Genomic DNA, 21,648 nt, shown 5'->3' with positions numbered 1-21,648 from the left:
GTGACGTCGACTTCCACGCCCCCGGGTCTGGCCCGGTTCAACGTTCTGGAGGAGCACGCGGCCGCCGCCGCCCTCCGCGAGGCGTGTGCCTCCACGGCATGGGTACGGCACCTGCTCGCCGGCCGCCCCTACGCCACCCTCGAGGCCCTGGGCGCCGCCAGTGACGCCGCCACGGCCGAACTGACCGCGGCGGACCTGGCCGAGGCCATGGCCGGGCACCCGCCCATCGGCCGCCCGAAGCCGGGTGATCCGACCTCGGCCCGGGAGCAGGCCGGCATGGCCGACGCCGCCGACGCGCTCCGGGCGGAGATGCTCGAACTCAACCTGGCCTACCAGGAACGGTTCGGCCATGTCTTCCTGATCTGCGCCACCGGCCGCAGCGGCGAGGAGATGCGGGACGCTCTCAGGGCGCGGATCGGCAACTCACCGAAGCGGGAACGGGAGATCGTCCGCACCGAGCTGGGGAAGATCAACCGTATCCGGCTGGCCCGACTCGTCGAAGAGGACGCCTGACACCATGACGACCAGCACCACCGCCTCCGTGTCCACCCACATCCTGGACACCAGCGCCGGCCGTCCCGCGGCCGGGGTCGCCGTCCGGCTCGCCGCCCGCGGCGGCCCGGACGCCGACTGGCAGGCGCTCGGCGGCTCCGCGACCGACGCGGACGGCCGGTGCAAGGACCTTCCGGAACTGCCGGAGGGCACGACACACGTACGGCTCGACTTCGCCGTCGAGCCGTACTTCGAGAAGTCCGCGAAGAAACAAGCCGATGCGCAGCAGGACGCCCCCGCGAATCGGGACAGCGGACCGGCCGTGTTCTTCCCGGAGGTGGCGATCACGTTCGCCGTCGTACCGGGCGAGCACTACCACGTACCGCTGCTGCTCAACCCGTTCGGCTACTCCGTTTACCGAGGGAGCTAGCAGACACATGCCCATCCTGGGACAGAACCAGTACGGCAAGGCCGAGAACCGGGTCGTGAAGATCACACGGGACGGCGCCACCCACCACATCAGGGACCTGAACGTCTCCGTGTCGCTCTCCGGCGACATGGACGAGGTCCACTACTCCGGCTCCAACGCCAGCGTCCTGCCGACCGACACCACCAAGAACACGGTGTACGCGTTCGCCAAGGAGCACGGCGTGGAGTCGCCCGAGCAGTTCGGGATCCACCTCGCCCGGCACTTCGTGACCACGCAGGAGCCGATCCACCGGGCCCGCATCCGCGTCGAGGAGTACGGCTGGGAGCGGATCGAGCACGCCGGCAAGGGCGCGCACTCCTTCGTCCGCAAGGGCCAGGAGACCCGGCTCACCCAGGTCACCTACGACGGCGAGTCGTGGGAGGTCGTCTCCGGACTCAAGGACCTCGTGGTGATGAACTCGACCGACTCGGAGTTCTGGGGCTACGTCAAGGACAAGTACACGACCCTGCCCGAGGCGTACGACCGCATCCTGGCCACCGAGGTCTCCGCCCGCTGGCGGTTCAACTGGACCGACGACGAGCAGGAGACACCCGACTGGGAGCAGTCCTACGAGGAGACCCGCCGGCACCTGCTCCAGGCCTTCGCCGAGACCTACTCCCTCTCCCTGCAGCAGACCCTGTACCAGATGGGCTCGCGCGTCATCGACCACCGCGGTGAGATCGACGAGATCCGCTTCTCGCTCCCGAACAAGCACCACTTCCTGGTGGACCTGGAGCCGTTCGGCCTCAAGAACGACAACGAGGTGTACTACGCGGCCGACCGCCCCTACGGGCTGATCGAGGCGACCGTGCTGCGCGACGGCCGGACGGCGCGGATCCCGGCGGACCTCACCAACCTCTGATCGACTGCATACATCGGCACCCGCGGCCGGCGGGGTCTCCCGCTCCCCGGCCGCGGCACTCAGAAGTCCCAGGGTCCTGCCGTGCCCTCTCCACCCGACGAACCCTCAGTGAAAAGGGGACGAGCCATGGCGGCAGAAGCGCAGCGCACCGTCATCGAGAACTGCTCGATCGCGACCGTCGACGCCCACGACACCGAGTACGCCGACGGGCACGTCGTGATCGCCGGCGACCGCATCGAGTCCCTCGGCGCGGGACCGGCCCCCGAGGGCCTGGCGAACGTCGAGCGCCGGATCGACGCCACCGGCCACCTGGTCACCCCCGGCCTGGTCAACACCCATCACCACTACTACCAGTGGATCACCCGGGGTCTGGCCACCGACCACAACCTCTTCGACTGGCTGGTCGCGCTCTACCCCACCTGGGCGCGCATCGACGAGCCGATGGTGTACGCGGCCGCGCAGGGCTCCCTCGCCATGATGGCCCGCGGCGGTGTCACCACCGCGATGGACCACCACTACGTCTACCCGAAGGACTCCGGCGACCTGTCCGGCGCGATCATCCGCGCCGCCCGCGAGACGGGCGTCCGCTTCACCCTCGCCCGCGGCTCCATGGACCGCAGCGAGAAGGACGGCGGCCTGCCCCCGGACTTCGCCGTCGAGACCCTCGAAGGGGCCCTCGCGGCCACCGAGGCGACCGTCAAGCAGTACCACGACGACTCCTTCGGCGCGATGACCCAGGTGGCCGTCGCGCCCTGCTCCCCGTTCTCCGTCTCCACCGAACTCCTCCGTGAGGGAGCCGAGTTGGCCCGTCGCCTCGGGGTGCGGCTGCACACCCACGGTTCGGAGACGGTCGAGGAGGAGAAGTTCTGCCACGAGCTGTTCGGCATGGGTCCCACCGACTACTTCGAGTCCACCGGCTGGCTCGGCGAGGACGTGTGGATGGCGCACTGCGTCCACATGAACGACTCCGACATCGCCGCCTTCGCCCGCACGAAGACCGGCGTCGCGCACTGTCCCTCCTCCAACGCCCGGCTCGCCGCCGGCATCGCCCGGGTCCCGGACATGCTCGCGGCCGGAGTCCCGGTCGGGCTCGGGGTCGACGGCACCGCGTCCAACGAGTCGGGTGAGCTCCACACCGAGCTGCGCAACGCGCTGCTCATCAACCGGCTGGGTGCGCACCGCGAGGCCGCGCTGAACGCCCGCCAGGCCCTGCGCCTCGGCACCCACGGCGGTGCCCGGGTCCTGGGCCGCGGGGACCAGATCGGCTCCCTCGAACCCGGCAAGCTCGCCGACCTGGTGCTCTGGAAGCTGGACACCCTCGCCCACGCCTCCATCGCCGATCCGGTGACCGCCCTGGTGTTCGGCGCGGCGGCCCCGGTCACCGCCTCCTTCGTGAACGGCCGTCAGATCGTCGCGGACAACCGCCTGCTGCATGTGGACGAGGACGCGATCGCCCGCTCCACCCGGGCCGAGGCCCAGCGCCTCGCCCGGCTCGCCGCACGGTAACCCCTGCACTTCGCAGGGCACTTGAGCACCGGTCGGGAGGGACGGCTCCCGGCCGGCAGCCCTGGACCCGTACGGGTCCGGTGGCGGCCGCCGCCCGGGCGCGTGCTTCCTCGCGCGCGCCCGGGAACGGTCACCGTCCTCCTCTCGGGTCCCGCACGGCCTGGGACACGCACCACCTCCCTGAAACCCGCGCCAGAGCCGCCGCGCAACCGACCGGAGGAGAGCCGCTGTGCAAGAAGTGCATCCCGTCGACGAGAAACTCCCGCCGCTGAACATGGCGACCACCGGTCTGCAGCACGTCGCCGCCATGTACGCCGGGGTCGTCGCCCCGCCCCTGATCGTCGGCGCCGCCGTCGGACTCACCGGCCGCGAACTGACCTTCCTCACCGGCGCCTGCCTCTTCACCGCGGGCCTCGCCACCTTCCTGCAGACCCTCGGCGTCTGGAAGATCGGCGCCCGGCTGCCCTTCGTCAACGGCGTCACCTTCGCCGGGGTCGCCCCCATGACCGCGATCGCCGCCACCACCCACGACCGGTCCGACGCCCTGCCCGTCATCTTCGGCGCGGTGATCGTCGCCGGCCTCCTCGGCTTCCTCGCCGCCCCCTTCTTCAGCAAGGCGGTCCGCTTCTTCCCGCCGGTCGTCACCGGCTCGGTCATCACCCTCATCGGCGTCTCGCTGCTCCCGGTCGCCTTCGGCTGGGCCCAGGGGCCCGACCCCACGGCGACCGACTACGGTTCGGCGAAGTACCTGGGCCTGGCCGCCGCGACCCTGGTCCTGGTCCTGCTCCTGCGGCGGGTCACGCGCGGTTTCGTCCAGCAGATCGCCGTGCTGATCGGTCTGGTCGCGGGCACCCTGGTCGCGGTCCCGTTCGGCGTCACCGACTTCTCTCCGGTCGCGGACGCGGACCTGGTCGGCTTCCCCACCCCCTTCCACTTCGGCGCCCCGCAGTTCCACCTCGCCGCGATCCTCTCCCTGTGCGTGGTGATGGTGGTCTCGATGACCGAGTCGACCGCGGACATGCTGGCGCTGGGCGAGATCGTGGAACGCCCCGCCGACGAACGGACCATCACGGCGGGGCTGCGCGCCGACACCCTCGGCTCGGCGCTCAGCCCGCTCTTCAACGGGTTCATGTGCAGCGCCTTCGCCCAGAACATCGGCCTGGTCGCGATGACCCGGATCCGCAGCCGCTTCGTGGTCGCGGTCGGCGGCGGCTTCCTGGTGCTGATGGGCCTGTGCCCGGCCGCCGCCGCCCTGATCGCCGTCGTCCCCCGTCCGGTGCTGGGCGGCGCGGGTGTGGTCCTGTTCGGCTCGGTGGCGGCCAGCGGCATCCAGACCCTGGTCGGGGCCGGTCTGGACAAGGGCGACAACATCCTGGTCGTCGCCGTCGCGCTGGCCGTCGGCATCGTCCCGATCACCGCGCCGGCCTTCTACCACGCCTTCCCGGAGACCGCCCGGATCGTCCTTGACTCGGGCATCTCCACGGGGTGCGTGACGGCCGTGCTGCTGAACCTGGTCTTCAACCACCTGGGCGGGCGCCGCGCGGAGGCGAGGGAGCGGGCAGCGGCGGCCGTGCCCCTCACGTCCCCGCAGTCGATCCCGTGACCGGGTGGCGGACCGCCTGGCACGGGGTGGTGGCCGGCAGCCGGCCGGTGAAGTAGGAGCGGGGCGGCACGCCCATCAGGGTGCGGAAGTCGGTCGTCATGTGCGACTGGTCGAAGTAGCCCGTGGCGGCCGCCAGTTCGGACCAGCGGGTGCCGCTGCCCGCCCGGATGGCGACCGTGCGGACGCGGTCGATACGGGCGTAGTGCTTCGGCGAGACGCCCACCCCCTCGGTGAACAGGTTCCGCAACTGGCGTTCGCTCACCGCCAGTTCGTGGGCCACCTCACGCACCCGCGCGGGCGCCCGGTCCATCCGCACCGACAACGCGTCCACCCCTGCCCGCAGCAGCTCCGTCCGGGCCGGATCCGCCTGCCCGGCGAGCAGGCCGGGCAGCACCTCGGCGATCCGCGGCAGCGCCACCAAGGGGTCCAGCCACCGCACCTCCCGCGCGAACCGGTGCGCCGCCCGGCCCGGCAGGCGGTCGAGCGGCACCACCCGGCCGACCAGCCCGGCGGCCGCGACTCCCAGCAGGGGCAGGGCCGTTCCCGGTGCGAGGCGCAGCTCCACACAGGTGATGTGCCCCTTCCCCTCGTGATAGGTGGCGCGCACCCGCGGACCGACCGCCAGCACGTCACGCCGTCCGTCCCCCGTCACCCGCAGCACCACCTTGGTCACCGCGTCCGGCAGTTGGACGAACGTGCCGTCGGGCGGCTCGGCGAAGGACATGGTGCGCACCCCGGCGATCCAGGGGCGCAGCCCGTCGGGTGCGGTGGGAAGCGGCTCGGTGGTGGTCGTCGGCACCCCTCCACCGTAAGCGCCCGGCACGGTCCTCCGGCCGCTCCTGTCGTGCCGGAATTTCCAAGAGCCGGGCGCCCGGGCGGGCCCACCGTGGACGGCATGATTCTGGTGACGGGTGCCACGGGCACCATCGGGAGCGAACTCGTACGACAGCTGGCCGAGGGCGGTGCGAAGGTGCGCGCGCTCACCCGCTACCCCGCGAGGGCACGGGTGCCCGCCGGGGTGGAGGTGGTCCGTGGGGACTACACCGACCCGGCTTCCGTGGCCGCCGCGCTCACCGGGGCGACGGCAGCCTTCCTGCTCAGGCCGCCCGGCCCGGACGCGGGGGAGGACGCGGCGCTGGTCGCGGCGGCCCGCGCCGCGGGGGTGCGGCGGCTCGTGAAGCTCTCCGCCATCGGCACCGGGGACCCCGCCGTCGGCCCCTCCGGGCACTGGCACGTGGCGGGTGAGCGCGCGGTGCGGGAGAGCGGAGCCGACTGGACCGTGCTGCGGCCCTCCTCGTTCGCCTCGAACACGTTGACCTGGATCCAGGCGATGCGGGCGGGTGAGCCGGTGCCCAACATGACCGGGGACGGCGCGTCGGGCGTGATCGACCCGCGTGACATCGCCGAGGTGGCGGTGCGGGCCCTGCTCGACGCCGGGCACGCGGGGCGGACGTACACCCTGACCGGTCCCGAGGCGATCGACGTCCCCGGTCAGGCCGCCGTCCTCGCCGAGGTCCTGGGCCGCCCCGTCCCGACCCGGGACCTGACCCCGGAGGGGACGCGTGACTTCCTGCGCACCGCGTGGGGCATGGACGGACCCCGCGCCGAGGGCGTGCTGACGGGGGTGGGGTTCGTCCGGGCCGGTGGCAACGCGGTGGTCACCGGGGACGTACCCGAGGTGCTGGGCCGCCCGGCCCGGTCCTTCCGTACCTGGGCCCAGGACAACCGGGGCCTGTTCGAGACGGGCTGAGGCTCACTCCTCGTCCGGCCGGAGGGTGACCGCCGCCAGTGCCAGGGCCGTCGCCGCGACCACCGCCGCCACCCGGAACGCCAGCCGGTAGCCCTCCGCCGTGGCCGGTACCAGCTCGGCACCCCGGTGCAGCAGCCCGCCGGTACGGCTCGCCGCGAGCGTGGACAGCACGGCCAGTCCGAGTGAACCACCCACCACCTGGGTCGAGTTGAAGAGTCCGGAGGCCAGTCCGGCGTCCTCCGGGCGGGCGCCGGACATGGCGAGACCGGTGAGCGGGGGCATCGCCGCGGCGAACCCGGCCGCCATGAGCAGCATCGGCGGCAGTACGTCGGACGCGTACGAGCCGTCGGCGGGCGCCCGGCTCAGCAGGACCATCCCGACGGTGATGAGCACCAGCCCGGCGAGCAGCACCCGGTACCCGCCGAACCGGCCGGTGAGGCGCGCCGACAGCCCGAGCATCAGCACGCCGATCGCGAGCGGCGCCGGCACGAAGGCCAGCCCGGTGTGCAACGCGCCGAAACCCAGGACGCGCTGGAGGTAGAGCGCGCCGAGGAACTGGAAGCCGTACATGGTCGCGACCATCAGGACCTGCACGCCGTTCGCGCCGCTCAACGCCCGGGAGCGCAGTATCCGCAGCCGCAGCAGGGGGCGGTCGGCCCGTGCCTGGCGGACGGCGAACGCCACGAGGAGCGCGAGGGCGAGCGCGGCGAGCGCGGCGGTGGCGGCCGGTCCGCGGTCGCCGGCGCCGACGATGACGTAGACGGTGAGCATCAGCGCGCCGGTGACCAGGGCGGCGCCCGGCCAGTCCGCGCCGCCGACGGGTCCGGCGCCGAAGTCGCGGGTCAGGACGCGCAGTGCCGCCAGCCAGGCGGCCACCCCGATCGGCAGGTTGATCAGGAAGATCCAGTGCCAGCTCAGCGTCTGCGTCAGCGCCCCGCCGAGAAACGTGCCGAGGGTGGCGCCCACCGACCCGACCGCACTGAACACGGCGATGGCCCGCGCCTGTTCACGTGGCTCGGGGTAGAGCGCGACCAGCATGCCGAGGACCACCGCCGAGGACATCGCCCCGCCGGCGCCCTGCACGGCCCGCGCGGCGATCAGCGCGCCCTGGCTCGGGGCCAGTCCGCAGGCCACGGAGGCCGCGGTGAACACCGCGAGCCCGGCCGTGAACATCCGCTTGCGGCCGAGCAGATCACCCAGACGGCCGAACAGCAGCAGCAGACCGCCGAACGGGATCAGGTAGGCGTTCACCACCCAGGCCAGCCCCGGACCGCTGAAGTCCAGGTCGCGTTGGACGGCCGGCATCGCCACCGTGACGACGGTGCCGTCCAGGATCGTCATCAGCGCGCCCGCGCACAGCACGGCGAGGGACGCCCGGCGCGGGTATGTTCGAGGAAGAGTCACCGGTGCGGCCGGTGTGCCGGTCGTGGTCGACATGGCCTTCTGGCCTCCGCAATCGCCCTAGAACTCGTCAGGGACACCAACAGGAACCGATCGTGCGCAAGGTGCACGACTTGTAACGGGGTTTCATGGTGAGTGACCATGGGAGGACGGCGTAAGGAGGCAGTTCGATGTCCCGGAGGAACACCGGTGTTACCACCCAGGTGGTGAACGCCCACGCGTGCCCGGTCCGCGAGGTTCTTGACAGGGTGGCCGGCAAATGGAGCGTGCAGATCCTGGTCGCGGCCGCGCACGGCCCGATCCGCTTCACCGAGCTGGAGCGCGGTATCGAGGGCATCAGCCGCCGGATGCTGGCCCTCACCCTGCGCAACCTGGAGCGCGACGGGCTGGTCACCCGCACCGTCCATCCGACGGTGCCGCCGAAGGTCGAGTACGAACTCACTCCGGTGGCCGTTGAGTTGCACGAGACCCTGCTGCGGCTGACCGACTGGGCCGAGCGCAACCGCGAGTACGTGGCCGAGGCGCGCGCGGCCTACGACGCCGAGCACCGGCCGGAGCTGCTCGACGCCTAGGGTCTGACCGGTGCGGTGGGGGGCGGATCGCGTCAGAGCCCGAACAGCTCCAGGGCCGAGGTGAGTTCCTTGAAGACCTCGCGCGGGTCGGCGACCAGCTTGCGGGCCTTCAGATCCAGCAGCCCGCCGACCGCGTCGACCTCGGCGGCGAGCGTGCCGTCCGCCTTGGTGATCCTCTGGAGTATCCGGAAGGTCTTGCCGCCGCTCCACTCGAAGACGCAGGTCACATCGACCTCGTCACCCGCGACCAGCTCGCGTTTGTACCGGATGGTGGTCTCCAGGGCCACCGGACCCACCCCCCGGCCGCCCAGCTGGGCCTGGGTGATCCCGGCGGCCTGGAGGAGCGACCAGCGGGCGTGCTCGGCGTAGTTGAGGTACACCGCCTGGTTCAGGTGGCCCTGGACGTCGGTCTCGTAGCCACGGACCGTGACGCGGACGGAATACGGCTCGCTCACGACTTCTCCTTCTCGTGTACGACGCACTGATCCTTTGCCGGCATCCTGGCACGGGCGTCACACCCGGCGTGGCGATGCCAGCAGATAGCGCGTCCTGGTCCGCGGTTCGGTGTACTCACCGGTCTGCCAGCCCGCTCCCTCCAGCGTGCCCGCGCACGCCCGCAGGTCCTCGCCGTCGGGCACGTACACGGCGACCGCCTCCGGCTGCGGGGTGGCCCGGACGCGGTAGCCGGGCCCTTCCGGTCCTTCCGGCCGGTGTCCGGCCGCCTCCAGGGCGAGCGCGGCGGCCCGCACCAGGTGCGTGCGCTCCCAGCCGCAGGGCCGGTCCGTGGCGCCGTCGGGGTTGGTCATCCGGCGCAGTTCGAGGAGTCCCTGCCAGGCGCTGTGCACCTCCCGCGCCCGCGCGGGCCCGCCGTCGGCCCGTTCCTCCCCGCCGACCCGCGCGGCGAAGCCGTGGGCCGGCTCGGGCTCCGCCGCGGCCGGCGGCTCCGGACTCTCCCGTGTCCGGTGCCCGGCCGGCGTCAGGAAGTGGTCGTGCGGCGGGCGCGGGTGCCGGAAGGCGAGCCCGCGCTTCACCAGCGCCGTGAGCTGCGCCTGAGTACCCCGCAGCCGCCCGGTGACCGGGTCGGCGGCGTCGATGACACGCCGCTGCGCGGCGGTGGGCGGTCGGGTCACGGTGCTCCTCCCGGTGGTTCACGTCCGCAGCCGCCTGCTGAGCGGCCCATGCGCAGCGTACGACCGGGCGCCGACAACGCGGTCCCGCTACCCGCCGGGCCGGATGTTCCACCCCGCGATCACCGGCCGGTCGTGCTCCGTGCCCAGCCGGCACAGCGTCCCGGTCGCCAGTTGGAAGAGGGCCCCGGCGGACGGGGGCAGGCCGAGACGGCGGGCGGTCAGGACGCGCAGGAAGTGTCCGTGGGCCACCAGGAGCACGGCCCCCTCCGTGTCGGCGAGGGCCGCGTCGACCTTGGCCAGCATCCGGTCGGCCCGCTCTCCGACCTGCTCCGGGCTCTCCCCGGGACGGTCCGGGGGGCCCGGCGCCACCCCGTCGGCGAACAGGAACCAGCCGGGCCGGGTGCGCTGGATCTCCACGGTGGTCACGCCCTCGTAGCCGCCGTAGTCCCACTCCCGCAGGTCGGCGTCGACCCGGGCGGTCTCGGCCACTCCGATCAGCTCGGCGGTCTCGCGGGCCCGCCGGAGCGGGCTGACGAAGGCGGCACCGATGCGGTGGGAGCGGATCAGCGGCTCCAGCCGCCGTGCCTCGTCCCTGCCGTGCTCGGTGAGCGGCACGTCGGTCCACCCGGTATGCCGTCCGGACCGCGACCACTCGGTCTCACCGTGCCGGACGAGAAAGACATCAGCCATGCGTCAGAGGCTAAGAGCCCGGCGCTCCGGTTCGGCGACGTCACGCGCCCGCAGGCCGTGCCGCGGGTCCACCGGACGGAGCAGCGCGGGGCTCGGTGACGGAGCGGCAGGGGCGGACCGGTCGGCGCGGTGCGGGCCGGATGGCCCCGCGGGCTACTGCCGGTACCCGCTCAGGAACCGTCCGATCCGGCCGATCGCCGTCTCCAGGTCCTCCGCGTGGGGGAGGGTGAGGATGCGGAAGTGGTCGGTGGCGGGCCAGTTGAAGCCGGTGCCCTGGACGACCTGGATCTTCTCCTGGAGCAGGAGGTCGAGGACGAACTTCTCGTCGTCGTGGATGGGGTGGACCTTGGGGTCGATGCGCGGGAAGGCGTAGAGGGCGCCCTTCGGCTTGACGCAGGAGACCCCGGGGATCTCGTTGAGCTTCTCCCACGCCACCGTCCGCTGCTCGTGCAGCCGTCCGCCGGGGGTGACGAGTTCGCGGATGGACTGCCGGCCGCCGAGCGCGGCCTGGATGGCGTACTGCGCGGGCGCGTTGGCGCACAGCCGCATGGAGGCCAGCATGGTGAGGCCCTCCAGGTAGTCCTTGGCGTGCTGTCGGGGGCCGGTGACGACCAGCCAGCCGGAGCGGAAGCCCGCCACCCGGTACGTCTTGGACAGTCCGCAGAAGGTGAGGACCACCAGGTCGGGGGCGAGGGCCGCGGTCGAGTGGTGGACGGCGTCGTCGTACAGGATCTGGTCGTAGATCTCGTCCGCGAAGACCATCAGGCCGTGTCGGCGGGCCAGGTCGAGGATGCCCTCCAGAATCTCCTTCGGGTAGACCGCGCCGGTCGGGTTGTTCGGGTTGATGACGACCACGGCCTTGGTGCGGTCCGTGATCTTCGACTCCATGTCGGCCAGGTCCGGGTACCAGTCGGACTGTTCGTCGCAGAGGTAGTGCACCGCCTTGCCGCCGGCGAGCGTGGTCACCGCCGTCCACAGCGGGAAGTCGGGGGCCGGGATGAGGATCTCGTCGCCGTCCTCGACCAGCGCCTGTACGGCCATGGAGACCAGCTCCGAGACGCCGTTGCCGAGGAACACGTCGTCGACGCCTACCTCCAGGCCCAGCGTCTGGTAGCGCTGCGCCACCGCCCGGCGCGCGGAGAGGATGCCCCGCGAGTCCGTGTAGCCGTGCGCCTGCGGGAGCATCCGGATCATGTCCTGGAGGATCTCCTCCGGCGCCTCGAAGCCGAACAGCGCGGGGTTGCCGGTGTTCAGGCGCAGCACGCTGTGGCCCGCCTCCTCCAGCGCGTTGGCGTGCTCGATCACCGGCCCGCGGATCTCGTAACAGACCTCGCTGAGCTTGTTGGACTGCCGGAACTCCATGCGCCCCTCCGGGAACTCGTGTTGCTTGGTTTTACCAAGTGGGAGCTTGGAAAGTCCAACACCTTGTCTAGACTGCGTCGCATGTCACCTCGCCGAAGCTACGACCAGTACTGTTCCGCGGCCCGCGCCCTCGACGTCGTCGGCGACCGCTGGACCCTGCTGATCGTCCGGGAGCTGCTCGCCGGTCCCCGCCGCTACACCGACCTGCACGCGGATCTGCCGGGGGTCAGCACGGACGTCCTCGCCTCCCGGCTGAAGGACATGGAGCGGGACGGGCTCACGACCAGGCGGCGGCTGCCTCCGCCCGGTGCCGCCTACGTCTACGAACTCACGCCGCGCGGACGGGAGTTGCTGCCGGTGCTCCAGGCGCTGGGCAGGTGGGGCGAGCCGGAGCTGGGCGAGCGGCGCCCCACGGACGCGGCCCGCGCCCACTGGTTCGCGCTGCCCCTGCTGCGGTTCCTGGACGGCGCGGGACTCGTCGAAGTCCAGCTGGAGGAGGGCGAGTTCCACCTCCACGTCGGAGCGGAGGACGGCCCGGTGTACGGCGACGGCCCGGCCCCGGCGGACCCCGACGCCCGGCTGCTGCTGGACACGGAGACCTGTACGGCCCTGGCCCGGGGCGAGTTGGCGCTGCCGGACGCGGTACGCGGCGGGCGGGTGACGGTGACGGGCGACGGCGCCCTGGCCAAGGCGCTGCGCGAGGCCTGAAACGGCGACCGGGCCCACCGCGAACGGAGGGCCCGGTCCACCCGGTCCGGCCGGGATCAGGCGCCCGGCGGCACCCGCGACGGCCGGCCCGACCCCCGGGTCAGCGCGTACCCGCCGATGCCGGCGAGCGCGGCCAGCACACCGCCGACCGCGGTCCACACCCAGCGGTCCGTCCACCAGCCGGACGACCAGCCGTCGTCGGAGCCGAAGCTGGACAGCACCGCGGCCTTCTTGTCCCCGTCACCGGACTCGGACTGCACGGCGATGCCCGGCACCAGCGGCTTCGCCAGCGAACCGTCCACCGCCGCCGAGCCGCCGACGTCCTCGGAGTCCGCCCGCACCTCGGCGCTCACCGGCTGGCCGAGGTCGGCCGCGCTCAGGTTCAGCACCGTCAGCCGGATGTAGTACGTGCCGGGCAGCGGATCGTTCGCCCACGGCTCGGCCCAGGCGCGCACCGTACGCAGCACGCAGGTCAGCTCCACCGAGGAGGCGCCCTGCGCGACCGTGCGGGTCGCGGCGCCGTACTGGCAGGCCTGGCGGCGCCGCAGACCGTCGTACACGTCGATCCCCCAGGTCTGCGCCGCGTGCGAGGCGGGCAGTTTCACCGTCGCCGTGACGTCGGGGCGCTGGCCCACGTCCGCCGGGAACGACCAGTACAGGTAGTCGCCCGTGGAGCCGCCGGCCGTGGCCCGCTGGCCCTGTTCGAGCTCCGTCGCCGTACGGAAGGAGGTGCCCGCCCGGGTCGGCGCGCCGCCGTCCTCGGAGGCGCTGGGGGAGGGGGAGGAGTCGGCGACCGCCGGACCCGCCGCCAGGCCCACCGCCAGCAGGGCCGCACTCAGCACTCGTGTGATCCGCATCAGTTGGTCCTCCAGACCGCGATCCGCCAGCGCGACACCCAGCCCCACACCAGACCCGCGAGGAAACCGGTCAGCACCAGGGCGCCGAGCAGCCACCAGCCGCGGCCGAGTCCGAAGGAGGCGACGTCGGCCGCCTTCGAGGGGCCGTCCACCACGTCGACCGTCAGTTCGACGGGCAGGCCGGGACTGGTCTTCACCCCGGCCGCGGCCGAGAAGGAGTTGGTCACCTGGAGGCAGACGGTCTCCGCGGTGGTGTCGTCGTCGCTCTTCGCCTTCGGGTACCGCAACCCGGTCGAGATGACGTCCGTACGGCCCGTCCCCGAGGCCTCGCCGCGCACGATCTCGCGCCCGCTCGCGGTCACCGCGCGCAGCAGCACCCCGTAGTCGGCGTTCACGGCCCGGTCGGCCGCGACGCTCACCGACGTCCGCAGCTCCTGGCCGGGGCCGACGTCCACCTTGTACCAGCGCTGCTGCCCGAACTCCTCGCGGTCGGTGTACAGGCCGGACTTCAGTGAGGGCGCGGACGAGCACTGGTCCGTCCCCTCGGTGGCCACCGGCGTCACCACCGGATCGGCGGCCCGGTCCACCAACTGACCCACTCTGTTGGTCAGTTCCTTCTTGTGCTCGACCGACGTGTAGGTGCCGCCGGTCGCGTCCGCGATGCAGCTGAGCTGGTCGCGGGTCTTGGCGTCCGGCACCAGGCCGAGGGTGTCGATGGTCAGCCCGATGCCCTTGGCGGCGATCTCCCGGGCCACCTCGCAGGGGTCCAGCGGCTGGCAGGTGTCCTCGCCGTCGCTGATCAGGACGATACGTCGGGTGCCGGAGCCGCCTTGCAGATCGTCGGCGGCCTTGAGCAGTGCCGGGCCGATCGGCGTCCATCCGGTCGGCTGGAGGGTGGCGACGGCGGTCTTCGCCTCGGTGCGGTCGAGGGTGCTGACCGGGTAGAGCTGCGCGGTGTCCTTGCAACCCTCCTTGCGGTCGTTGCCACGGTAGTTGGCACCGAGGGTGCGGATGCCGAGCTGCACCGCCTCGGGCGTCGCGTCCAGCACATCGTCGAACGCCTGCTTGGCCGCGGCCATCCGCGTCCCGCCGTCTATGTCCGCCGTCCGCATGGACCCGCTGACGTCGAGCACGAGCTCCACCTTGGGAGCCGCCTGGTCGGTCTCGTCGGCGGCCGCCGGGCCGGGGAACGCGATCCCGGCGGCCAGGGCGGCGAGCAGCGCGCAGACTCCTGCCACCGGCCGTTGTGTTCTGATCATCGGCGGATCTTATTGATCCAGGGCGCCGGGCTCCAAAACGAGGTCCTGGCGCCGACGCGCAGGTGGCCGGCAGGCCAACTCCGGGCAGCGCGCGCCCACATCGGTCAGCGGGCACCCGTGAGCGGGTTCGGCAGCGCCGCCCACTGGTCCCCGGGCAGCTGTGGCGACAGCCGCATCAGGGTCAACGCCTTGGCCGGCAGGGGGTCTTCGAGGAGCGCGGTCAGATCGGGGGTGCCGGGCACCCGATCCGCGGCCGTGGCCAGGGCGTTCGCCAGGGCCGGGCCGGAACCCGCCGTACCGGCCAGCGCGCCCGCGACCAGCGAGCCGAACAGCTTGCGGCGCAGGACGGTCTCGTCGTCCGTGACCTGGCGGCCCGTCAGATCCGGTGGGGTGATGCCGTGCCGGGTCAGCCGGGCGGGGCTGAGCCGGATGTCGGCCAGGTCGCGGTAGACCAGACGCAGCGGCGCGCCGGTCGCGGAGAGCACCACGAGCAGGTTCTGGCCGTGTGCCTCCAGGGCCACGCCCAGGTCCAGCAGCCGCAGCCCCACCGTCAGGGCGAGGCGGGTGAACTCGGCCATCCAGAAGGGGGATTCGGGCAGGGAGGTGGTGGCCAGGGCCGCCACCGGCAGCACCCGTTCGCCCGGCGCCGCGTAGGCCTGCGGCGACTCGCGCAGCACCGCCGCCAGATCCGGCGAGTCGGCGGTGGCCGCGCCCAGCGTGCGGGTGACGTGCAGGAGGCCGTCGGTGCGGGCCGCCAGATCCGACGCGAACGACGACAGCGCCATGGCCGCGCCGATCGAGTACGTGGAGATGTCCCGTACGGACGAGGTCAGCCGGGCGCTGAGCGCCGTCTTGACGTGCGGTCCGTCCGGCAGCGCCAGCGTGCGCAGGGACATCAGCGGGTGCCCGGCCCGCCAGGGCTCCGCGCCGCCGCCCTTGAGGACATGGGCGGCCTGCCAGGGATGCACGGGAATCAGCAGCCGCCCGCCGTCCCGCAGTTCCTCCGGCCAGTCACCGGTCAGCAGACAGTCCCCGGCCGGGACCGGCACCGTCTCCAGCGGCACCACCGGCCGGTGCTCCGGCCCGTACGCGAGCTGCTCCGCCACCGAGAAACCCGGCCGCGAACGGCAGTTGGGGTGAAAGGGGTGCCCGTCGACGACCCGCTGCTCCCACTGCCAGTCCTGTGCGGGCCACTCCCGGGAACCGGCCCCCTGACCGGCCCGCGAGAGCGCGAGCGAGGCCGCACTGTGCCCGAGCTCGGCCGCGAGACCCGACGCGTGCGGCCACCCCAGGTCGGTCGTCAACCGCGCCGGATCGTCGTACGCCACCGAATCCAGATGGACGGTCGTCACGTACGCGCCGGTGGCGAACGGGTCCGCGTGCGGGCCGTGCAGCGCCCGCCCGTCGGCCAGCCGCAGGGCCAGACCGTGCGCCCCGCGCACCCGGCGCACCACCCACGGCAGCGGCTCGTGCGCCAGCGCCCGCCACAGCCGGGTCAGCACCGCCGCCCGCGCACCCGGCAGCTCGGCCGAGTACCGCTCGACGAGGTCCGGCCGCGCCTCGGCCAGCTCGGCGCCGAGCCGGTTCTCGATGGGGGAGGGACGGTGCACGGGGGGACTCCTCGGGAGGTGGGTACGACGGTCATGATGACCGTCGTCGGGAGACATACTGATCGTGATCGGACTGTGTGGACGTAGCGAACGAATGGAACGCGTGGACCTCATGCCCCCCAGCGACGCCGTCGCGGAGCGCGCCGACGCGTACGCCGCCGCCCCCTTGCTGAACTGCCTGCTGCGGGAGCTGGCCGAGCCGCTCCCGGACGCCGGGAAGGACGCGGGCGAGCGGGCACGGCGGAGCTACCGGCTGCCCGGCGGCGGCCGGCTGCTGCGGGTGCGCGGCGCGCGCCGGCCCGCCGCCCCCGAGGTGTACGCGGACGGCGCCTGGCACCGCGTCGGCCACGCCGAACTGGTGAAACTCGTCAGCGAGGAGCTGCGCAGGCACACCGGGCTGTCCAACGGCGACCTGCCGGCCGAGATGATCGACAGCCGGGACGCGGTCGCCGCGCTGCTCACCGCACGCGCCGGGGCGACGGCGCCCGACGACCCGTATCTGCGCTCGGAGCAGTCCCTCATCACCGGCCATCCCTACCACCCCGCCCCCAAGGCGCGCGGCGGCGGCCCGGTCGCCGCCTGGTTGCCGTACGCCCCCGAGGCACACGCCCGGTTCCCGCTGGTACTGCTCGGGGTGCGCGAGGACGAGGTGGCGGAGGAGGGCGACCTGACGGCGCTGGACCGGCTGGCCGCCGTACCGCCCGGCTACCGGCTGCTGCCGGCCCACCCCTGGCAGCTCGACCTGGCCGCCCGTGACCTCGCCCCCGCCTTCGCGGACGGCAGGCTGCTGCGCCTCGGCGAGACGGACTTCGCCACCTGGCCCACGGCCGCGATCCGCACCGTGTACGAGCCGGTGCGCGATCTCTTCCTCAAGTTCAGCCTGGACGTCCGCATCACCAACGACATCCGCCGGCTGTGGGCGCACGACCTGAGGAAAATGTCCCGTACCAACACCGCGGCGAGCGCCGCGTTCACGGCGGTCGAGGGCCCGGCCGGCTGGCTCGGCGACCGCGGCTACCGGACCGCCCGGTTCGCCTTCGAGGAACTCGCGGTCATCGTGCGGGACGGGCTGCGCGGACCGCTGCTGCCGGGAGCGACCCCGCTGCTCGCCGCCGGCCTGGTGGAGGGCTTCGACGGCAACCCGCTGGCCACGGCCGCCGATCCGGGGGCCTGGTGGGAGGCGTACCTGCGGGTGGTCGTCCCCCCCGTCCTCGCCGCCTTCGCCGACCACGGCGTCGTACTGGAGGCGCATCTGCAGAACACCCTGGTCGCGGTCGACGCGGACGGCACGCCGGTGCAGGCGCTGTTCCGGGACGCCGAAGGGGTCAAGCTGCTGACCGACGTGGCCCGGTCCGCCGGGTGGGAGCGCCTGGTGTACTGCCTGGTCGTCAACCACCTCACCGAGGTCGCCGCGGCGCTCGCCGAGCGGCACGCCGGGTTCGACCCGTGGCCCGCGGCGCGGCGGGAGCTGGCCCGGCACCCGCTCCCGGAGGTGACGGACCTGCTGGCGTCGCCGACCCTGCCGGGCAAGACCAACCTGCTGCTGCGCTGGACCGGGGCGGACGGCGCCGACGCCCGGTACCTGCCGCTGCCCAACCCGCTGGCCTGAGACCGCGTCGGCCGACCGCTCCCGCCCGGCCTGCCCGCCGGCTGCCCGCCGGCCCGGACGGGCACGGCCGGGCGGTGCCGGCCGCGGTGGTGCGTCGCTTGTCCCACCAGGCGATGACGACGTGCATGGGGCCTCCAGCTGCAGAGTGTCTGGTGTGCGTGTGATCGCGGTGTCCCCGTTGACACCCGTGCGTGGCTCCGGTCCCGCCCGATGGCGGCCGCCGGTCAGAGCTGGGAGCCGCCGGTGGCGTCGACGACCTGTCCGGTCACCCAGCGCGCGTCGTCGGAGGCGAGGAAGGCGACCACGTCGGCGATGTCCTCGGGGCGGCCCACCCGCCCGAGCGCCGAGAGCTCCGCGGCGGACCGCTGAGCCGCCTCGTCGCCCCGCAGCCAGGACGCGTTGATGTCGGTGTCGACGATGCCGGGCGCCACCGAGTTGACGGTGATCCCACGGCCGCCGACCGCCTTGGCGAGGGTGAGCGTGAAGGCGTCGATCGCGCCCTTGGTCATGGCGTACGCGATGATGTCGGTGAGGGCGATGCGGGTCGCGCCCGACGAGATGTTGACGACCCGTCCGCCGTCCCGGAGCCGCTTGAGCCCCTGCTGGGCGAGGAAGAACGGTGCGCGCATGTTGACGGCGACGGCCTCGTCGAACGCCTCGGGCGTGGTGTCCTCGATCTCGCCGCGCGGGGTGACGCCGGCGTTGTTGACCAGCACGTCGAGGTCGGTGCTGCCCGAGTGCTCAAGGGCCTGGCGGTCGTAGCCCTCCCAGAGGGTCGCCACGTCGCCGGGGGTGCCCAGTTCGGCCTGGACCGCGAAGGCGCTGCCGCCCTTGGCCCGGACGGCCTCGACGACTTCCTCGGCGGCCGCGGCGTTGCGCCCGTAGTGCACGGCCACCAGCGCTCCCTCGGCGCCCAGCCGCTCGGCGATCGCCCGTCCGATCCCGCGGCTGCCGCCCGTCACCAGTGCCGTCTTCCCCGTGAGCGTGCCCATGGTCTTCCCTTCGTCCCGGACTTCTGTCGAGAACTTCTGCGGTGGACTTCTGTAGCGATGGCTACGTATTTAGCCTACACGTATTCTTTAGCGATCGCTGTAAAATCCCGGCATGACTACGACCAAGCGCGGCAGGCCGCGGAGTTTCGACCGCGAGGTCGCACTCGTCCAGGCCACGCTGCTGTTCTGGCAGCACGGCTACGAGGGCACGTCCGTCGCCGACCTGACCGCCGCCATGGGCATCTCGCCGCCGAGCCTGTACGCGGCCTTCGGCGACAAGCGCGCCCTCTTCACCGAGGTCGTCGACCGGTACGGCAGCACCTTCGGCGCGTTCATGGGGAACGCGCTGGCCGAGGAGAGCGACGCCCGCACGGGTTTCGCCCGGATGCTGGACGAGGCGGCGGTGTCCTACACCGATCCCACGCACCCGGCGGGCTGCCTGGTCATCTCCGCGGCGACCAACTACTCCCCGGGGACCGCCGACGTCGAGCGGGACCTGCGCACCCGCAGGGCGGCGAACGTCGGGTCCTTCGAGAAGCGCCTGAACGAGGCCAAGGCCCTGGGCTCGCTCCCCGCGGGGACCGACACCCGGGCCCTGGCCGTCTACTTCGCCGCGGTCGTGCAGGGCATGTCCCAGCAGGCCCGGGACGGGGCGACCACCGAAGAGCTGCGCCGCGTGGCCGCGTACGCCATGGCGGTCTGGCCCGAACCGTCCTCCTGAGGCCGCCCCGCCGCCTGTCGCCCGCCTCCCCGGTCAGCGCGCGGGCGGGTCCTCGTGCGCTCGGCACAAGCGGGCCACGACATGCGCGTACTTCTCGTCGAACAGCAACGTCCCGAAGGCGTGGTCCAGTTCGCGGTCGAGCGTCTCACTGGCCCGGCTCCACAGCCGTAACCCGGAGTCCGTGGCCGCGACCCGGCTGGTGCGCCGGTCGCAGGGCCAGGCCACCCGGACCCGTCCAGCCCGCGCGCTCCAGGTGGGCGAGCATCCGGCTGGCCGCCGAGACGCTCAGGCCCAGCCGCCGGGCGACCCCGCCCACCGTCACCGACTCCGGATGCTCGCGGACCAGCACGCCCAAGGCCATCAGCGGTCCCACCCCGACACCGTGACGGTGGCTCAACGTACGGTCCATCCGCCCCTGCAACAGGGAGAACATGGGCACGACCCGCTCCCACAGCCGGGAGATGTTCTCGGTGTCCGGGGTTCGGTCGTCATCGTCGTGCGGCTCTGTCACGGCGTCGCTGTCCTCGGTCTGTCTCAGGGGCCAGGCGTTCCGTTTCCGTCCCCCGGTGTCGGGTCTGCGTGCGGTCCCTGCCGCCGGGCGGCAGGCGGTCAGCCGAGAGCGTCGTCGCCGGCATCCTGCCCGCGATCGCGCGGGACGCCGCCACGCCGGGCCGCCGGCGTCGGCGCGGGGCGGCGGACGGGGAACCGCACGGGGCCGGGCGCCCGGAGCGGTCGGACCCGGCCGTCACGGGCCGCCCTCGCTGACCGCCACGCGCGGCTACCATGGTCACTTCACGCCGCAGGCCGGACAGGAGGGCGGACATGCTCAGAGAGGTCACGGCCACCCGCTACCTCGCGCCGCTCCACTCCGGGGGGTCCGTCCCGGGAGTCGTCGAGGCCGACGACCTGGGCACGTACGTGGTGAAGTTCACCGGGTCGGCGCAGGGGCACAAGGCGCTGGTCGCCGAGGTGATCGTGGGGGAGCTGGCACGGGCGCTCGGGCTGCGTTTCCCCGAGCTGGTGACGGTGCGCTTCGACCCCGCCATCGCCGCCCACGAGCCGCACCAGGAGGTGCGCGAGCTGCACGCGGCCAGCGCGGGGGTGAACCTCGGGATGGACTTCCTGCCGGGTGCCAGGGACTTCACCCCGGAGATCGCCGAGGTCTTCCCGGTGGACCCGCTGGAGGCGGGCCGGATCGTCTGGCTGGACGCGCTCACCGTCAACGTCGACCGTACGGTGCACAGCTCCAACCTCATGGTCTGGCCGGCCCTCGGCATCGCCCGGCCGCGCCTGTGGCTCATCGACCACGGTGCGGCCCTCGTCTTCCACCACCGCTGGGACACCTCGACGCCCGACAAGGCCTACGACTTCCGCCACCACGCCCTCGGCCGGTACGGCCCCGACACCCGGGCCGCGGACGCCGAGCTCGCGCCCAGGGTGACCGAGCAGCTGCTCGGGGACGTCCTCGCCGAGGTTCCGGACGCCTGGCTCACCGACTTCGGCACCCCGGACGAGATGCGCGAGGCCTATGCCGGTTACCTGCTGGCGCGGGCACGGAGCTCGGCCCGGTGGCTTCCCACCGACTTCCCGGGCCGCGACCAGCTCGCCTCCGAGGAGGCGGCCCGCGCGGCCAGGACCAGGCAGGGACGCCCGGCCTGGCTGAAGCAGGTACCGGACCTGCACGGCAAGCCCGCGGCGGAACAGGATTGGTCGGTGCACCTCGGATGAGTGACAACGCGCGCGTCGAGATCGAGTACTGCACCCAGTGCCGCTGGCTGCCCCGGGCGGCCTGGCTGGCGCAGGAGCTGCTGACCACCTTCGAGACCGAGCTGACCGAACTGGTGCTCAGGCCCGGCAAGGGCGGCGTCTTCGTCGTCCGCGTCGGGGACGAGGTGGTGTGGGACCGGCGCGAACAGGGCTTCCCCGAGCCCACGGCGGTGAAGCAGGCGGTACGCGACCGAGTGGCCCCGGGAAGGTCCCTGGGCCACTCGGACAGCCCTGCCTAGGGTGCGTTTCAAATGTGCTGGTCATAGCCATTCGTTGATGGCTGCGACC

At 72.9% G+C, this 21,648-nt stretch carries 23 protein-coding genes; 12 read left to right on the top strand and 11 right to left on the bottom strand.

What is annotated here, in order from left to right:
- The 5 genes from uraD (at position 1) to AB0958_RS06650 (ending at position 4,932) form a co-directional block, all read left to right on the top strand.
- Positions 1-513, top strand: a complete 513-nt coding sequence (gene uraD / locus AB0958_RS06670) for a 2-oxo-4-hydroxy-4-carboxy-5-ureidoimidazoline decarboxylase (protein WP_366889213.1) — start codon at positions 1-3, stop codon at positions 511-513.
- Positions 514-517: 4 nt separating this feature from the next.
- Positions 518-922, top strand: coding sequence for a hydroxyisourate hydrolase (gene uraH, locus AB0958_RS06665; protein WP_366889211.1), 405 nt, complete (start codon positions 518-520; stop codon positions 920-922).
- Between the two features lie 7 nt (positions 923-929).
- Positions 930-1,823 (top strand): factor-independent urate hydroxylase, encoded by an 894-nt coding sequence (pucL, locus tag AB0958_RS06660; RefSeq protein ID WP_366889210.1) that lies wholly within the window; start codon positions 930-932, stop codon positions 1,821-1,823.
- 126 nt (positions 1,824-1,949) lie between these two features.
- Positions 1,950-3,329: an 8-oxoguanine deaminase gene (locus AB0958_RS06655; protein ID WP_366889209.1), complete on the top strand. Its 1,380-nt coding sequence runs from the start codon at positions 1,950-1,952 to the stop codon at positions 3,327-3,329.
- Positions 3,330-3,603: 274 nt separating this feature from the next.
- Positions 3,604-4,932 (top strand): nucleobase:cation symporter-2 family protein, encoded by a 1,329-nt coding sequence (locus tag AB0958_RS06650; protein WP_366889340.1) that lies wholly within the window; start codon positions 3,604-3,606, stop codon positions 4,930-4,932.
- On the opposite strand, the gene AB0958_RS06645 is transcribed toward AB0958_RS06650, so the two are convergent.
- Positions 4,907-5,656 (bottom strand): helix-turn-helix domain-containing protein, encoded by a 750-nt coding sequence (locus tag AB0958_RS06645; RefSeq protein WP_366889339.1) that lies wholly within the window; start codon positions 5,654-5,656, stop codon positions 4,907-4,909. The genes AB0958_RS06650 and AB0958_RS06645 overlap by 26 nt on opposite strands.
- Positions 5,657-5,818: 162 nt before the next feature.
- Here AB0958_RS06645 and AB0958_RS06640 point away from each other — a divergent pair, with 162 nt between their 5' ends.
- A complete protein-coding gene (locus AB0958_RS06640; RefSeq protein ID WP_366889208.1) occupies positions 5,819-6,682 on the top strand; it encodes an NAD(P)H-binding protein in 864 nt (287 codons plus the stop codon).
- Positions 6,683-6,685: 3 nt separating this feature from the next.
- Here the strand turns inward: AB0958_RS06640 and AB0958_RS06635 are convergent, their stop codons facing one another.
- A complete protein-coding gene (locus AB0958_RS06635) occupies positions 6,686-8,119 on the bottom strand; it encodes an MFS transporter (RefSeq protein WP_366889207.1) in 1,434 nt (477 codons plus the stop codon).
- A 134-nt stretch (positions 8,120-8,253) separates the two neighbouring features.
- Here AB0958_RS06635 and AB0958_RS06630 point away from each other — a divergent pair, with 134 nt between their 5' ends.
- A complete protein-coding gene (locus tag AB0958_RS06630; protein WP_366889205.1) occupies positions 8,254-8,655 on the top strand; it encodes a helix-turn-helix domain-containing protein in 402 nt (133 codons plus the stop codon).
- A gap of 32 nt (positions 8,656-8,687) precedes the next feature.
- Here AB0958_RS06630 and AB0958_RS06625 read toward each other — a convergent pair whose 3' ends face one another.
- From AB0958_RS06625 to AB0958_RS06610, 4 genes are all read right to left on the bottom strand, one after another.
- Positions 8,688-9,110, bottom strand: coding sequence for an acyl-CoA thioesterase (locus tag AB0958_RS06625; RefSeq protein ID WP_366889204.1), 423 nt, complete (start codon positions 9,108-9,110; stop codon positions 8,688-8,690).
- Between the two features lie 57 nt (positions 9,111-9,167).
- Complete coding sequence (locus AB0958_RS06620; RefSeq protein WP_366889203.1) at positions 9,168-9,785, bottom strand: hypothetical protein; 618 nt, start codon at positions 9,783-9,785, stop codon at positions 9,168-9,170.
- Between the two features lie 87 nt (positions 9,786-9,872).
- Positions 9,873-10,475: a histidine phosphatase family protein gene (locus AB0958_RS06615; RefSeq protein WP_366889202.1), complete on the bottom strand. Its 603-nt coding sequence runs from the start codon at positions 10,473-10,475 to the stop codon at positions 9,873-9,875.
- A gap of 153 nt (positions 10,476-10,628) precedes the next feature.
- The gene (locus AB0958_RS06610) at positions 10,629-11,837 is read right to left on the bottom strand and encodes a pyridoxal phosphate-dependent aminotransferase (protein ID WP_366889201.1); all 1,209 of its coding nucleotides are present in this window, start codon (positions 11,835-11,837) and stop codon (positions 10,629-10,631) included.
- 81 nt (positions 11,838-11,918) lie between these two features.
- On the opposite strand from AB0958_RS06610, the gene AB0958_RS06605 reads away from it, so the two are divergent.
- On the top strand, positions 11,919-12,545 hold the full coding sequence (locus AB0958_RS06605) for a winged helix-turn-helix transcriptional regulator (RefSeq protein WP_366889200.1): 627 nt from the start codon (positions 11,919-11,921) through the stop codon (positions 12,543-12,545).
- A 56-nt stretch (positions 12,546-12,601) separates the two neighbouring features.
- Here the strand turns inward: AB0958_RS06605 and AB0958_RS06600 are convergent, their stop codons facing one another.
- The 3 genes from AB0958_RS06600 to AB0958_RS06590 form a co-directional block, all read right to left on the bottom strand.
- On the bottom strand, positions 12,602-13,402 hold the full coding sequence (locus tag AB0958_RS06600) for a hypothetical protein (protein ID WP_366889199.1): 801 nt from the start codon (positions 13,400-13,402) through the stop codon (positions 12,602-12,604).
- Entirely contained in the window at positions 13,402-14,661 is a 1,260-nt protein-coding gene (locus tag AB0958_RS06595; protein WP_366889198.1) for a VWA domain-containing protein, read from the bottom strand. Before AB0958_RS06595 ends, AB0958_RS06600 begins: the two co-directional genes overlap by 1 nt.
- A gap of 104 nt (positions 14,662-14,765) precedes the next feature.
- Complete coding sequence (locus AB0958_RS06590) at positions 14,766-16,271, bottom strand: IucA/IucC family siderophore biosynthesis protein (RefSeq protein WP_366889197.1); 1,506 nt, start codon at positions 16,269-16,271, stop codon at positions 14,766-14,768.
- Between the two features lie 94 nt (positions 16,272-16,365).
- Here AB0958_RS06590 and AB0958_RS06585 point away from each other — a divergent pair, with 94 nt between their 5' ends.
- Positions 16,366-17,880 (top strand): IucA/IucC family protein, encoded by a 1,515-nt coding sequence (locus AB0958_RS06585; protein WP_366889196.1) that lies wholly within the window; start codon positions 16,366-16,368, stop codon positions 17,878-17,880.
- Between the two features lie 224 nt (positions 17,881-18,104).
- Here AB0958_RS06585 and AB0958_RS06580 read toward each other — a convergent pair whose 3' ends face one another.
- Positions 18,105-18,872 (bottom strand): SDR family oxidoreductase, encoded by a 768-nt coding sequence (locus AB0958_RS06580; RefSeq protein ID WP_366889195.1) that lies wholly within the window; start codon positions 18,870-18,872, stop codon positions 18,105-18,107.
- A 112-nt stretch (positions 18,873-18,984) separates the two neighbouring features.
- Between AB0958_RS06580 and AB0958_RS06575 the strand changes: the two genes are divergently transcribed.
- On the top strand, positions 18,985-19,593 hold the full coding sequence (locus AB0958_RS06575) for a TetR/AcrR family transcriptional regulator (protein ID WP_366889194.1): 609 nt from the start codon (positions 18,985-18,987) through the stop codon (positions 19,591-19,593).
- 145 nt (positions 19,594-19,738) lie between these two features.
- Here the strand turns inward: AB0958_RS06575 and AB0958_RS06570 are convergent, their stop codons facing one another.
- Positions 19,739-20,104: a MarR family transcriptional regulator gene (locus tag AB0958_RS06570; protein ID WP_366889193.1), complete on the bottom strand. Its 366-nt coding sequence runs from the start codon at positions 20,102-20,104 to the stop codon at positions 19,739-19,741.
- A 311-nt stretch (positions 20,105-20,415) separates the two neighbouring features.
- Between AB0958_RS06570 and AB0958_RS06565 the strand changes: the two genes are divergently transcribed.
- Together AB0958_RS06565 and AB0958_RS06560 are read left to right on the top strand one after the other, a co-directional pair.
- Positions 20,416-21,321, top strand: a complete 906-nt coding sequence (locus AB0958_RS06565) for a HipA family kinase (RefSeq protein ID WP_366889192.1) — start codon at positions 20,416-20,418, stop codon at positions 21,319-21,321.
- On the top strand, positions 21,318-21,599 hold the full coding sequence (locus tag AB0958_RS06560) for a SelT/SelW/SelH family protein (protein ID WP_366889191.1): 282 nt from the start codon (positions 21,318-21,320) through the stop codon (positions 21,597-21,599). Before AB0958_RS06565 ends, AB0958_RS06560 begins: the two co-directional genes overlap by 4 nt.
- The last annotated feature ends 49 nt before the right edge of the window (positions 21,600-21,648 follow it).

The organism is Streptomyces sp. NPDC006655, from assembly GCF_040703965.1.
GTDB lineage: Bacteria > Actinomycetota > Actinomycetes > Streptomycetales > Streptomycetaceae > Streptomyces.
The sequence above is the reverse complement of the archived record's forward strand: the minus strand, read 5'-3'. Positions and strand labels throughout refer to the sequence as shown.